The following is a 15,808-nucleotide window of genomic DNA, read 5'->3' as shown; positions in this document are numbered from 1 at the left end:
CTTCAAAATAGTTAAGAAAATTTTATCTTCAATATTTTTATTTATTATTGTTTATTTCGAGTATGCGACTTTTGTAAATGATAAAGTTAGTGTTGGTAAAGTAGGCTCAATTTTTGCTACTTTCTCTCATACTTATTTTGGGTTTTTATCTTACTTTTGTTTACTCTTTTTTCTATACCCTTTATATCTTATAAGTATAAAAAAAGAGTTTGATGTCAACGAATTTTTATTAAAGAGTTCTTCTATAATATTGCTTCTTGTCTCTTTGCTTGTATTTCAATCATTAGTAGTTGAAAAGGGGATTTATTCAGGAGAAATTGGTAATTTAATTGTCTCTTCAATTTTTCCTTTTATTGGCTTGGCTGGAGTTTGGATATTTGTAATTGTTGGTTTAATTATCTCTTCACTAATTCTTTTTGAGGATTCAAATATAAAATTTAATCCAAGAAAAATGATTCCTAATTTTAAAAGAGTAGATACTTCAATTAAACCAAAACGAATAGAAAATAAAAGAAAAGATAAAAGAGAAAGAAGAACAGCTCCTGTAAAAGAAGAGAGAGTTTTGGTTAAAAATGAGGGCGACATTGCTGAAATAGTAATTGAAGAGATTGATGAGAGTTCATTAGCTGATATAGAAGTTGATGACCTAAATATTATAAGCTTAAATCAATTAGATGATGAAAATATAGTTGATACAAGAAGTAAAAATATAGTTTCATTAGATGATAATGATATTGAGGATGTAATAGATGTGGAACAACCTCATGCCTTAATTGTTGATGAATTAGAAGAGAATAAAAAACTTTTAGATGAGATAGAGTTAGGTAAAACTGAAAAACCTAAAGATTTTGAGCTTCCTTCAACTAAGTTTTTTCAAGCTCCACCTAAAGAGAATAAATCTAAAATTTCTGAAGCACAAATAGATAAAAAGATTGAGGATTTACTTGAAAAACTTTTAATGTTTAAAATTGAGGGTGATGTTGTTAGAACATATACAGGTCCTGTTGTAACAACTTTTGAGTTTAAGCCTGCACCAAATGTAAAAGTTTCTAAGATATTAAACCTACAAGATGACCTAGCAATGGCTCTAAAAGCTCAAACTATAAGAATACAAGCTCCAATTCCAGGAAAAGATGTTGTTGGTATTGAAGTTCCTAATGATGATATGCAAACTATTTTTATAAGAGAACTTTTAGAGAGTGAAATTTTCCAAAATGCAAAATCACCTTTAACCATGATTCTAGGTAAAGATATTGTTGGAAAACCTTTTGTAACAGACCTTAAAAAGCTTCCTCACTTGCTAATTGCTGGAACGACTGGATCAGGTAAATCTGTTGGTATAAATGCGATGATTTTATCTCTTTTATATAAAAATTCACCAGATAATTTAAAGCTGGTTATGATAGATCCAAAGATGCTAGAGTTTTCAATGTACAATGATATTCCGCATCTTTTAACTCCTGTTATTACAAAACCTACAGATGCTATTAATGCTTTGGCAAATATGGTTTCAGAGATGGAGAGACGTTATACTCTAATGTCAAAAACAAAAACTAAAAATATTGAGAGTTATAATGAAAAAGCACAAAGGGATGGGTTTAATCCAATTCCATATATTGTAGTTGTAATTGATGAATTGGCAGATTTAATGATGACAAGTGGAAAAGATGTAGAGCTTTCTATTGCGAGACTTGCACAAATGGCAAGGGCTTCAGGAATCCACTTAATTGTTGCAACACAAAGACCATCTGTTGATGTTGTGACAGGTCTTATTAAAGCAAATCTTCCAAGTAGATTATCATATAAAGTAGGGCAAAAAGTTGATTCTAAAATTATTCTAGATTCACTTGGTGCTGAGTCTTTATTAGGACGAGGAGATATGTTATTTACACCTCCAGGAACTTCTGGATTAGTTAGACTTCATGCGCCTTGGTCTATGGAGACAGAGATAGAGAATGTTGTAGATTTCTTAAAAGATCAAAAAGAGGTCGAATATGATATGAATTTTGTTAAAGATAGAGCTGAAAGTTCTTTATCTTCTGGTTCAAATAGTTTAGAGCTAGGGGAGTTAGATGAACTCTATGAAGAAGCAAAAGAGGTAGTATTAATTGATAGAAAAACTTCAATCTCTTATATTCAAAGAAAGCTAAGAATTGGTTATAATAGAGCTGCTACAATTGTTGAGCAGTTGGAACAAACAGGGGTTATCTCAGAAGCAAATGCAAAAGGAAATAGAGAAATTTTAGTATAAATTGTATTTTGTTACTTTTTATTAAACTTTGTTTATTAAAATTATTCTTTATTGTAAAGGATAGATGTGATAGAGATTTTAATGATTGAAGACGACCTAGAATTAGCAGAAATTCTAGTGGATTATTTAGATCAATATAATATAAAAGTTACAAATTACGAATCCCCTGAATTGGGTATTTCTGCCCTGCGAGTTAAAAAATATGATTTAGTTATTTTAGATTTATCTTTACCTGAAATAGACGGCATTGAAGTGTGTAAAATGATACGAGCTCATAATGATATTCCAATTATTATTTCTAGTGCAAGATCAAATATTGGCGATAAAATTGCATGTTTTAGTTATGGTGCTGATGATTTCCTACCAAAACCATATGATACTCAAGAACTTATTTTTAGAATTAAATCAATTCTTCGTAGATGTAATTTGAATATTACAAAAAAAGAAGAGGTACAAAAGAGACAAGTTTTTATTCATGATGAAAGTAGAATGGAAATTAGAAAAGAAGATGAGCTTTTAAACCTAACTAATGCTGAGTATCATATACTTGCATATATGATTAAAAGAGCAGGTTTTGTTGTTTCAAGAGAAGAGCTGCTCTCAAATGTTGAATCAATAAAATATGAGAGCAGTTATAAAAGCATTGATGTTCTTATAGGTAGAGTAAGAAATAAAATTGAAGAGAACTCTAAAAAACCTAAATATATACTTTCTATTAGAGGAGTAGGTTATAAATTGGTTAATGAGTAAGAAAAATTCAATAATTTTTCAAATAACCCTCTTTTTCTTTTCTGTTTTTGTTCTAATAAATTTTTTAATTTATGTACAATTTAATCTTGATAATAATAGTTTTAAAGCATTAAAATTTAAGCGTTATTTTTCAGTTTTCAAAATTGTTGAAATCGATTTAAGGAAAGGCATAGATAAGAATAGTATAAATGATAAAATATCTACATTTAGTATGAAATTATCAGATAAAAAAATTGAAGAGATTAAATCATTAAATCCTATAAAAATAGAGTTTGAAAAGGATGAACCTATTGAGCTTTTTAGATTAGATAATAAGCTATACGTATATTTTAATCCAAAACCAATGCCAATTGGAACAGAGCTTCCTCCTCCTTTTATCCCAAAAGAGTTAGATTTTTTAGAGAAAATGAAACCTCCTTCTATATTATTAATTGATGAATCTTCTGAGTCTGACCATAAACTTTTTTGGTTGATGATGCTTATAGCAATTGATATAACCCTTTTATGGTTTTATTATTTTTTATATAAAAAATTCAAACCACTTATAAAACTTAAAAATGAGATAAATAGATTTTATGAAGGTGATTTAAATATAGACACCAGTATGAAAGGAAAAGATGAAATATCAGAAGTTTCAAATGAGTTTAATAATGCAATAGAAAAAATTAGAGATTTAAATAACTCTAGAAAACTTTTTATGAGAAATATTTTGCATGAATTAAAAACACCAATAACAAAGGGTAAATTAATATCTGATACATTAGAAGAGGGAAGAAAAAAATCTATTTTGCAAAGAGCTTTTTTAAGATTAGAATTTTTATTAGAAGAGTTTGTAAAACTTGAAGAGATTACTTCAGGAAAAATAGATCTAAACAAAAAAGAGTATAGGATTGTTGACTTACTAGATCAATCTTTAGATATTCTATTAATTGATAAATCACAAGTTGAAATTTACTCAAATCTAACAAAAATTGAGGTTGATTATGACCTTTTTGCAATCTCTTTAAAAAATTTAATAGACAATGCGATGAAATATAAAACAGAAGGGAAACCTGAAATTGTTATAAATAGTGATAATTTAATAATCAAAAATCATGGAAAACCACTTAAGAAAAATTTTGACGAATATATAAAACCTTTTAATCGAGAGTATGAGTCAATTGATAAGGGTTTAGGATTAGGACTATATATTACTAATAATATTATAAAACATCATGGCTTTAATCTCTACTATTACTATAGTGACGACTATCATATCTTTAAAATACAATTTTAAAATTCTGTTACTTTTTATTTACTTTATGCTAATATAATTCAAGTAGTGAAATATTTTTGTTTTTAAGCAAAATGCAAGAAAGGAGTTTCCTATGGCAACAACTAGTGCAACTAGTGGAGTAACAACTTCAACTGGAACTGATGCTTATGGTAATACGTATACAACAAGTGTTAGTGCAGATGGATTACAAAGTGAAGATTTTATTAAACTAATGCTAAAAGAGTTATCATTACAAGATCCAACAAATCCTGTTGATTCTTCGTCAATGTTAGATTCTCAATTGCAATTGTCTACTTTAGAAGCTAACTTGGCAACTGTAGATGCAATGGGTACATTAACTGATACTTTTCAACAAAATGCATTATCTAATGCTGCCTCTTTAATAGGTAATATTGTTGAAAACGGAGAGAAAGATGATAGTGGAAATGTAAAACAGTATAAAGTATCTTCTGTAGAAGGTAGTGATGGAAAAGTTTATCTTACTGCCTATGAAATTACTGGTTATTATGATGTTTATACCTTTGCAGAGACAGAGAATTCAAATGACTCTTTAGATTCAACAAATAGTGAAGATAGTATAACTTTAACTGATTCTAAAGGTGAAACACATACAATTGAAACTAGTGGAAAAACTTATGATCAATTAGCAGAAGAGATAAATGCAATTAGTGGTGTTAGTGCTTCTATGGCAGAGAATGCTAGTGGAAAATATCAGATGGTTGTTTATGTAAATGGTGGTAATAGTTCTATTAATTCAACAGGTGATTTAAATATGTCATATAGTATCAATAGTGCAACTACATATAATGAAGAGGCTGATACTTTGTTATATTCTGGAATTACCAAAATATATTGATTATGACTTCTAAATTTACAAAAGTTTAGATATAATAGAATAAATATGCAGTTTTTATATCTGCAATACAATTAAAAGGATTTAAAATGATTGGTGCATTATGGACTGGAATTTCAGGATTATCGGCAGCTCAAGCTGCAATTGATAATGAGTCTAATAATATAGCAAACGTTAACACTGTTGGTTATAAAGCTTCTAGGGTTTCTTTTGCTGATTTGATGTATCAAGACAGTATAGGTAAAGGGGCAACTGTTACAAGTGCTGAGAAACAGTATGTTCAAGGAAGCTTAAATCTTACTGGCTCAAATTATGACTTGGCCCTAAATGGGGATGGATTTTTCGTTGTATCAAATGTAAATGCAACAGGAACTTCTGAAACTTACTATACAAGAGCTGGAAATCTAAGAATGGGAGATAATGGTACTTTACAAGATGCTAATGGCTATGAAGTACAAGGTTGGGCTATGAGTACATTAGACCCAACAAGTGATGTTATCTCTACAAATAAAAACTGGACCTCTTTTAATGATAATTTTACAGAAATTGCTGGTAATCAGATTATAAAATTTTCAAATAAAATTGAGACATATGCTGCAAAAATGACAGATTATCAAACTAGTGCAAAAAGTGACTCTTTAGAGCTTACAGGTTCAGGTATAAAATCAAAATCATCTAAAATCTCTGATATTGAGCAACTTATTACTAAATATACTAGTGCTTTAGAAGATTATGCAGAAAATCCAAATGCAACTTCTTCTCCATCAATTGCACAATCAAGTGTAATTGATTTTCCAAGTCTTACAAGTAGTTCTTTAAATGGTGAGAAACAACAAATTTATGTATATATTGATGGAAATAAATATCCAGTGGATTATGTTAATACAACTGCTAATACAGAATTAAGAGCAGAACTTGAAGCACTATATGATGCTGGGATGACTGGTTTAGATTTAGATGGAGATGGTGCAGCAGACTTATCTGATGAAGAGTATAATATTTTAGCAAGTAGGGCGGCAACTTATAAAGCCTTAGCTGATAAGATTTCAGATATTACAGGATTAGTAGCTTATACTGTAGATGCATCAAATAACCCATCAACAAATATTGCAGATGTTTTAGAAGGAAGAATTAGAATAGATTCAATCAATCCTGGAGAAGATTTTCTTATAGGAGATGTTTCTGAATTTTCCAATTCGACTGAACTTGAAGGTACAAAAGTAAATATAACTGAAGCCGTTGCTGGAACAGGCGAAGGTGCTGTTGAGTCAGCAATGAATGCATTAAGAAATGCTGTTGCTGGTAAACAATATGATGTTTATGAACAAAATGATATTGTCTCAGATGATGATGGAAACCTTATAACATGGGATGATGGTACTGCTGGTACAGGAGATACAATAAGTTTTAGTATGACAATTGATGGAATTGTTCATACTGTAACAAGTACTCAAGGTGTAACAGGAACAGAGGTTTCATATAAAGAAGCAGTTACAGATTTAATCTCTCAAATAAATCTAGATCCAGATTTAAGTTTACTTGTTGAAGCAAAAACAATCAATGGAAAACTTGTTATTGAGTCAAAAACAACAGGTGAAGAATTCACTGGTATTATTAGTTATACAGATGATTCAACGGCAACAACTTATACTAAAGAAAAAGATTTAGAACTTAGTGGGAATACAGGTGCTGGTGCAGAATTTATGCAAATAATCTCTAATGTTGATCAAGAGACTTCAAAAACTTCATTACAGTTAAAACTTGATTCATTAGGTCTTACAGATGAATCATTTGGTGAGTTTAATGTGGATGAAACAGGTCTTATTACAATTACTCAAGATGGAGTGGATTATGTTGTTGGTCAAATTGCAATTGCACAATTTGCTAATAATATTGAGTTAAAAGCTATTGGTAATAACCTTTTAGCAGAGACTACATCAAGTGGTAAACCAATTTATACAATCAATAATGATAACTCTACATTAATTAGTGCTAAAACATTAGAATTAAGTAAAGCGGATTTAAGTGAAAGTTTGGTTAATCTTATGGTTTTTCAAAGAGCTTTTGAAGCAAACTCAAAATCAATTACAACAGCTGATGAGTTGTTAACAACTTTAATTCAATTAAAGAGATAATAATTAGGAGTGTAGTATGGTTAAGTCTATTTCTCAAATAAAATACAATCTTTCATTACTAGATGAGAGAAATGCTAAAGTTAATACTGCTTTAGGTACAAAAGAGGCTTTAGAGTATGGAAGTGATAATGCAGTTCTATATAGTCAAATATTAAACATTCAAAATGATAAAAATGGCTATACTGCAATTTCACAATATATTACACTTAGTCAAGCTTTTAATACTATTAGTGATGATACTATGGCAGAAGTTAAAAATACTACACAATCAGTTATAGGTGATTTACTTGAAGCAAATAATGATACTACTGCTCAAAGTCAAAGAGAAATTATAGCTACTCAATTAGAGGATTATAGAAATTCTCTTTTAGCTCTTGCAAATACTAATGTAAATGGACAATATATTTTTTCAGGCGTAAATACAAGTACGATACCTTTTATAAAAGATGCAAATGGAGTAATATCATATCAAAGTGATAATTCGACAAGAAAAGTTAATGTTGAAGATGCAACATACACAGCACAAGGAATTAATGGCATTAAGGCTTTTTATTATGTTAATAATGAAGTAAGTAGTGGAGCAAAATATGAATATGGTTCAACTTTCACTGTAGATTCAACTGAGACTATTGTTGATCAAGATGGGAATAGTTGGCAATTTGTTGATACTACCATTCCTGCTGATGGTACTTTTGATGGTTTATACATGAATGGTGATACATCAACTACTCCAATATCTATTGTAGATAATGGTGATGGTACAATAACAATAACAAATGATTCTCCATCAACTGAACTTAATATTACTAGTGATGGGGAGTCTTTTACCTTCACTACAAATGAAATTATATTAGATAAAGATGAAAACGAATGGAAATTGATGGATACAGACAATGACGGAACTTTTGATGGCTTGTATATGAATGGTGATACTACAACAACACCAATTACTGTTACTGATAATGGTGATGGAACTATTACTACAACAAACACATCAACAGTTGATCTTGATGTATATCATTCTGTTTTTGATGATTTAACTGATGCAATTAATGCTTTAAGACTTGTAGATAATAATGGAAATACGATTACTAAAGTTGAGCAAAGAAATGTTCTTACTAATGTTATTGATAAAATGAATGATGCATATGAATCACAAAACATTGCTCATTCTTTAGTTGGAACAAGAACAAGTACAATTAATGCATATGCAAATATTGTTTCTAGTAAAGTAACAAATCTAAAAATCTTAGAAGAAAAATATGCCTCTGCAGATTTAACTTCTCTTGCAATTGAAGCTAAAGCTTTAGAAAGTACTTATACAGCAATGTATGCTACGATTAGTAGATTAAATAGTATGTCTTTGGTTAAATATTTAAGTTAAGGAAAGGTAAATGATTATGATTTATTATTTTTCTTCTTTTAAAATATTAAGGAGTTCATTATGATGGATTCATTATATATAGCTCAAACTGGGCTTAAAACATCAAGATATGGGGTTGATGTTACTTCAAATAATATTGCAAATGAGGATACAAAAGGATATAAAAAAAGAGTTATCCAAACTAGTGAATTAAATTCATTAGAGAATAATATAGGGAATGGTGTATCCTTTGATGGTGTGATAAGAACTACTAGTCAATATTTGTATAGTCAAATTTTGAATCAAAATAGTTATTCAACTTATTATACTCAACAAAATAGTACATTAAGTAGTGCAGAGATGATTTTTAAAGAGACTGCAACAAGTGGATTTTCAGTAACTTTAAATAATTTCTTTACTGCTGTTGAGAGTTTAAGAGGAGAACCCACATCATCAACCTATCAAGCAGAAGTTGATACACAAGCTCAAATGGTTATAACTGGAATAAAAGGTGTATATGCTGATTTAGAAGAGTTACAAGATGATAATTTGTCTTTACTAAAGGATCAAGTTGACGAAGTAAATTCAATATTAGAACAAATTGTTCATTTAAATAGAAAAATGGTTGAAACAGGTGAAACAAATGATCTTCTTGATAAGAGAGATGCTTTGGAAAGTCAGTTATCAGATTATGGAGATATTGATGTAAGTACAGCAAATGGTAATTATACATTAAAAATTGGAGGTGAAAATGTAATATTTAATACTTCTAGTTTTCATAAATTATCTATTAATGAAGAGTATATTCAACAAAAAGACATATATACAACTACAGAATTAGAAGATTCAAATGTATCTGATGGAGATACAATTACTATTTCACTTAATAATACAACAACATTAACATTAAGTGCAAATGTTAGTGGATTACCAGAAAATGAATTAAAGCAACAAATTGTTGATGCAATAAATAGTAATCCTGCTTTTAATTCAGTTGAGGCATATCTCGACTCTTCTAATAATCTTGTAATTAAAGGAGTTGAAGGTGGTGAAGATAATGCCTTTGATATAAAAATTACTGTGAATAATGCAACATTAGAAAAAGATGCAATTTCACAAGAATCCTTGGACCATGTGTCTGTTGCAGTTTATAATAATGAGTTAAATTTATCAGGTGGTTCAATGAAATCTTTATCTGAAAATTTGACAAGTGAAACATCTGAAATATTATCATATAAGCGTGCCTTAAATGATTTTGTAAAGGCATTTGTTGAAGCTTATTCTAAAGATAATAGTACAACACTATTTACAGGTACAAGCGTAAATACTTTAAGTTATGTAAAAAATAGTACTTTTTCTTTAACAGCGGGTGATTTAGAAGCTATTTCACAAGTACAATGGAATGATAATTTATCAATAGGTAATGATAGTTCAGTATCATTAGATGAATTTTATAAAAAGTTATTAGTTAGAGTTTCAACAGATGTTGAAGATAATTCTTTTAATTCTGAGTCTCAAGATGCAGTTTTAAACTCAATGTTAACAACTTATGAAAATTTAACAAAAGTTGACCCAGATTCAGAGATGATTAGTTTGATGCAATATCAAGCTGCATATGAAGCAAATGCTAAAGTAATTACAGCAGTTGATGAAATGTTACAAACTATTTTAAATATGTAGTAAAGGATATATTATGGCTGAAGGAATTTTAGGACTTGGAAGTTCAGGCAGTTTAGAATTAAATGATGAGTTAATTGAAAAGCTAAAAACAGCTGAAACTACAGCATATGTAGACCCTATTGATGACAGTATTGAAAAGAAAGAAGCAGAATTAACTGCTTCAGAGAAGATTGCAGATAAAATTGCAGAGTTACTGACTGTAGTTGAAGGATTTGATTTATATACATCCGATACTAATGTATTTGACCAAGTTACTGCTTCTACAACAGGTACTTCAGCAAGTTTTGATGCTACTGACACATCAAATTTAAATCCTGGGACAATTGTAGTCAATGTTACACAACTGGCAACTAAAGATGTTTATCAATCTAGCTTAATTAGTGATCCAACTTCATATATTGGGGCTGGAAAATTAACAATTACTGTTGGTGAAGATAGTTATACTTTTGACACAACAGATGAAATGACATATGAAGATTTAGTTACTAATTTGAATTATACAAGTGCTCTTGATGCTTCTTTAGAAAAAGTTAGTGACAACTCTTATAGATTAGTTATTAAAAGTTCAGAAAGTGGATTAGAAAATGCAGTAACAATTTCTCAGACAGATATTGATCTAGGATTTGGAGCAGATGAAAGTCATATTCAAACATCACAAAACTTTATTGGTACTATTGACGGTATTAGTTATAATATGTCTTCAAATAAAATTACAATGAATAATGGACTTATTATTACAGCTGTTGATGAAGGAAAATCTTCTATATCAATTTCAAATGATGATTCATACATTACTGAACAAATTTCAAAAATGGCAACAGTTTATAATGAATTAGTTGATTTGGTTAGTTCTTCTACTACGGCAGATGATGATGGAAATGTTTTGATTTCAGATTCAAGCGCAATAAAATCAATTTTAAGTGATATTAAAAATATGTTTTTTGATTCATATGGATTAGAAGATGAAGAAAATATTTTTGTTTATGGAATTTCTTTTGATACAAGTGGATACATGCAAATTGATGCTTCTGAACTTGCAGAAGCAGTTACAAATAACTATGATGATTTAAAAGAGTTATTTGTTGGGTATGCAGAGAAAGAAGGAATTGGTACTAAGTTAAGTACCTATCTTGATGATTTAGACAGTAGTTCTGGTACTTTAACAACTTTTTTAAATAAAGTGCAAAGTAGTATTGATGATTTGAATGATAATAAAGAAGAGGAAGAGACTAGAATTGATACTAAATATCAACAATTGTCAGAACAATTTGCTGCATATACTGTAATTATTACTCAAATGGAAAATGCATTTCAATCTCTAAAAATATTAATGGACAGTAACAATAACGATAACTAATTAGTGTTACCCTTTATTTACTAAAAAGTTATAGAATTTCATAATTGAAGGAGAATATTATGAATACTATAACTTCGCAAAATTCAGACTTGCTATCTCTACTCAATATAATCTCTGATAACTCTTTAAGACGGAATGATACCAATAGTGATGGTGCTTTAAGTATTGATGAAGTTGATTTAGAAGATGATATATTCAGCTTAATGGATAGCGATTCAGATGGTTTATTAACTCAAAGTGAAATAACAAAAGCAATAGATAGTAAGCTTTCAGAATATAGTGAAATGCCTACATCAGAAGAGTTTGCTTCTTTATTGACAGATCTTGGTTTGCAGATGCCAGATTCACCCACTCAAACCAATAACACAAACAGTAGTGATTTTGTTTCAGAATTAATCTCTGCCTATGATACAAACAAAGATTCAATTCTTAGCGAAGATGAACTATCTTTATTAACCAGTGAAGAATTTACTGCATTAGATAGTGATGGTGATGGTTCAGTTACCACAGATGAATTAACTGCTGCTGTTGATTCTATTGCCGCAGGTTCAACAGCTCCAGTTGCTCCAGGAGGTTCATCTTCATCAAGTAGTAGCGAAAATGAAGAAGATTACGATATTATGGATACAAACAAAGATGGAGTTGTATCAAAAGAAGAGATGGAAGCTTATTATGGAATTAGTAATACTAGTGAGTCAAATAGTTCCAATTCTAAAGCTAGTAATAACGATTCTATAGAGAATATAAAAAAGCTATTTGATGTTATAAAAAATACTACACAAGATGATGAAGAAGATCTAAAATTAAGTAATTTTAGTAATATTATGAAGATGTTCAATAATGAAAATAACTCAAATGAATTTAATACGTATGTAAATAATTTATCTGATAAATCTTCATCCTTGTATGGTTATGCATAAAATTATATGATTTATATAAAAAAGCAATAGTTTTTAATTGCAATTTTATGTAGAATAATTTAAGTATATTTTTATATTTGCATAATAATTTGTTAATTTTAATATAGTAGAATTTCCATAATTTTACTATATTAAAAGAAAGACTATATGAAGAGATTAATACACTTTTTTCTAGATAATGCTAGGCTAAACTACACAATACTAATTTTTTTAATTTTCATGGGGATTAGTTCATATATAAAGATACCTAAAGAGGTTTTTCCTATTGTTGCAGAAAACCAAATTGTTGTTAGAGGAAGTTATGTAGGCGCAAATGCAGCAAGTTTGAACTCTTTTGCTGTAACAGAGATAGAAAATGAACTTGAGAGCGTAGTAGGGATAAAAGAGATTGAATCAACTATTCGTTCAGGCTCTTTTAGTATTGTTTTATATTTAGAAGATTCTTACGAACCAAATGATTTAATAAATGATGTAAAAGATGCAATAAGTGTTGTTAGAAGTTCCCTTCCTAGCGATATGGATGAACCAACTGCATCTGTTGTAAAAAGAACAATGTCTTTGTTAACAATTGCCCTAACAGGCGATGATGAAAAAGAACTTTTAGATATCTCTAAAGATTTAAAAACTGAAATTTTCAAATTTAACCATATAAATGAGATACAAATAAGTGGTGATTCTGATTTACAAATTGATATCTATTTAGATGAAGAGAAACTAAATGCTTATGGAATAAATAGTAAATCACTTATTTCACAAATTCAAAATCTATCATATATCTACCCTGTGGCTTCAATTGAGCAAAAAGGGAACTATGTTTATGTAAATACTACAGATAAAAAATTAGTTGATAATTTTTGGGAAAATTCATTAATAGAAGTTAATTCAAAAAAACTCTATCTTTCTGATTTGGCAACTATAAAAATTCATTATCCAAAAGAGGACACAATTGCAAGGGTAAATGGTAAAAGTTCCATTACTTTAAATATTTACAAAGATGAACAAGCAAATGTAATTGAGCTCTCTAAAGAGGTTCAAAAATATCTACAAGAGTTCAAAAAAAATCATAAAAATATAAATATTGAAGTGATTCATGATGATGCAAAACCAATTAAAGAGAGACTAAATACAGTAATCTCAAATATTTCATTTGGATTGGTTTTAGTTGGATTATCTATGTTTGTACTTATTAGTCCAAGAATATCTGTGGTTGTAGTTCTAGGTATTCCTTTCTCATTTATTATAGGTGTAATTACTTTTTATTATGCAGGTTATAGCCTCTCTATGTTATCACTTTTAGCTGTTTTAATTATGATAGGTATTATTGTTGATGATGCAATTGTTGTAAGTGAAAATATTCAAAGATATTTAGATGAAGGCAAGAGCATAAAAGATGCTGTTTATAAAGGAACTATTGAGATGCTTCCTCCTGTATTAGTTGCATCTTTAACAACTGTTTTTGCTTTTTTACCAATGTTATATCTATCTGGAAGAATAGGCTCTTTTATTAGTATTATTCCTATTGTTGTTTCAATATTAATTGTTGCCTCTTTAATAGAATCATTTTTATTTCTTCCAATACATGCAAAACACATGTTAAAACCAAAAGAGAAGATGTTAAACTGGGCACCTGTTTATAAATTTTATGAGAAAATTCTTCATCTGCTTATTCATAATAAATTTATTTTTCTTGGAACTTTTGTAATAGTTGTACCCTTAGCAACTTTTTTTATGGCAACAAGTATGAGATTTCAATTTTTTCCAAATATGGATAGTGATAGAATCACACTTTCAGTAAAGTTTGATGAATCAAAATCTTTAGAAGACTCTTCACAGATTGCAAAAAGTTTTGAAAAGGTACTTTTAGATAATAAAAAAGAACTTAATCTAAAAACTTTACAAAATAGAGTAGGGCTCTTTTCTTCTTTAAGTGGAGATAGTGAAAGTATAGAAAATGCCTTTACTATGAGTTTGATGCTTGAAGATTTCAAAGAGAACAACTGGATACAAAACTATTTACAACCTATTTTTACATTCTCTTTTGATTTTGAACAAAAAGAAAAAACAAGAATTAAAAAAAGCTTTGAGATTCAAAAAGAGGTTCAAACTTTAATTGAACCTCTATTAAAAAAGTTTGATGTTACGGACAAAACTCTTACAACCACTAGAATTGGTATTGTAAGAACCGATTTAGAGTTTAAAATCTCTTCAAAAGATTCTAATTTGATTCAGGAATCAATACAAAAACTAAAAGAGGAGTTAGCGAAAATTGATGGAGTTGTTGATATCTCTGATAATGCTGAGCTTGGTAAGTATGAGTATAGATATAAAGTCAATAATTACGGGGAATCTTTAGGGTTAACAGAGAGTTATATTGCAAATGCTTTAAATAGCTATTTTATGGAAAGAGATCAAACTAAAGCTGTTAGTATTGATGGTCTTGTTGATGTAAAAACACAGCTTTTAACAAAAGATAATTTAGATTCATTTAAAAACTTCCAATTACCTCTTGAAGACGGTAGATTTGTAGAGTTAAGTAAAGTTGTTGATTTTACCATTACAAAAGATTTTGAGACTTTAGAAAAAGAGAATTCAAAAATTATAAAAACAGTTTATGCAAATGTTGAGTTAGAAAAACTAACTTCAAGCGAAGCTCTAGACAAAATAAGACCTGCATTAAATGAGATTGAAAAAAGTGGTGTTGAGATAATACTAGGTGGTGAATTTGAGCAAAATGAACAATTAAAAGATGAGTTAAGTATTGCAGTAATGATATCAATATTTTTGATATTTATAGTACTTCTAATTAACTTCCCATCTTTTAGAATCTCTTTTATTATCATTTCAGTAATACCTTTTTCTCTTATAGGTGCTTTATTAGGGCACCTTGTTATGGGTTTAAATATTATGATGCCTTCATTAATTGGTATGTTGGGACTTGCAGGAGTTGTTATCAATGATGGTATTATTATGCTTGATTTTATAAAAAATACAAAAACAAAAGAGGAGTTTTATAGTAGGGCAAAATTAAGAATAAGACCTATTTTAATTACCTCTATAACTACACTTTTAGGATTATCAACTTTGATCTTTTATCCATCGGGTCAAGGAGTTGTTTTACAGCCCCTTGCAATATCTTTAGGATTTGGTCTTTTATGGGGAACAATTCTAAACTTAATATATCTACCTGCACTATATGCAGTACTTTTTAAACTAAAGGATTAAT

At 29.0% G+C, this 15,808-nt stretch carries 10 protein-coding genes; all 10 read left to right on the top strand.

Translation table 11 applies throughout. From position 1 onward, the window contains the following. Window positions 1-7 precede the first annotated feature (7 nt). Window positions 8-2,251: a DNA translocase FtsK gene (locus AEBR_RS08035; protein WP_129087841.1), complete on the top strand. Its 2,244-nt coding sequence runs from the start codon at window positions 8-10 to the stop codon at window positions 2,249-2,251. Window positions 2,252-2,317: 66 nt separating this feature from the next. Further along, on the top strand, window positions 2,318-3,001 hold the full coding sequence (locus tag AEBR_RS08030; protein WP_129087842.1) for a response regulator transcription factor: 684 nt from the start codon (window positions 2,318-2,320) through the stop codon (window positions 2,999-3,001). Next, window positions 2,994-4,277, top strand: coding sequence for an ArsS family sensor histidine kinase (locus tag AEBR_RS08025; protein ID WP_216843181.1), 1,284 nt, complete (start codon window positions 2,994-2,996; stop codon window positions 4,275-4,277). Before AEBR_RS08030 ends, AEBR_RS08025 begins: the two co-directional genes overlap by 8 nt. Before the next feature lie 91 nt (window positions 4,278-4,368). After that, window positions 4,369-5,133, top strand: coding sequence for a flagellar hook capping FlgD N-terminal domain-containing protein (locus tag AEBR_RS08020; protein WP_129087844.1), 765 nt, complete (start codon window positions 4,369-4,371; stop codon window positions 5,131-5,133). An 86-nt stretch (window positions 5,134-5,219) separates the two neighbouring features. Continuing rightward, window positions 5,220-7,265, top strand: a complete 2,046-nt coding sequence (locus AEBR_RS08015) for a flagellar hook-basal body complex protein (RefSeq protein WP_129087845.1) — start codon at window positions 5,220-5,222, stop codon at window positions 7,263-7,265. 16 nt (window positions 7,266-7,281) lie between these two features. Next, window positions 7,282-8,649, top strand: a complete 1,368-nt coding sequence (locus AEBR_RS08010; RefSeq protein ID WP_129087846.1) for a flagellin N-terminal helical domain-containing protein — start codon at window positions 7,282-7,284, stop codon at window positions 8,647-8,649. Between the two features lie 60 nt (window positions 8,650-8,709). Further along, on the top strand, window positions 8,710-10,308 hold the full coding sequence (locus AEBR_RS08005; protein ID WP_129087896.1) for a flagellar hook-associated protein FlgK: 1,599 nt from the start codon (window positions 8,710-8,712) through the stop codon (window positions 10,306-10,308). Window positions 10,309-10,321: 13 nt separating this feature from the next. Continuing rightward, window positions 10,322-11,665: a flagellar filament capping protein FliD gene (fliD, locus tag AEBR_RS08000; RefSeq protein ID WP_129087847.1), complete on the top strand. Its 1,344-nt coding sequence runs from the start codon at window positions 10,322-10,324 to the stop codon at window positions 11,663-11,665. Window positions 11,666-11,724: 59 nt separating this feature from the next. Beyond that, complete coding sequence (locus AEBR_RS07995) at window positions 11,725-12,585, top strand: EF-hand domain-containing protein (protein WP_129087848.1); 861 nt, start codon at window positions 11,725-11,727, stop codon at window positions 12,583-12,585. 147 nt (window positions 12,586-12,732) lie between these two features. Continuing rightward, window positions 12,733-15,807, top strand: coding sequence for an efflux RND transporter permease subunit (locus tag AEBR_RS07990; protein WP_129087849.1), 3,075 nt, complete (start codon window positions 12,733-12,735; stop codon window positions 15,805-15,807). The last annotated feature ends 1 nt before the right edge of the window (window position 15,808 follow it).

The sequence above is a fragment of the Halarcobacter ebronensis genome (assembly GCF_013201825.1).
Taxonomy (GTDB): Bacteria; Campylobacterota; Campylobacteria; order Campylobacterales; family Arcobacteraceae; genus Halarcobacter; species Halarcobacter ebronensis.
Note: the sequence above shows the minus strand (reverse complement) of the source record. Positions and strands in the feature narration are given on the sequence as shown.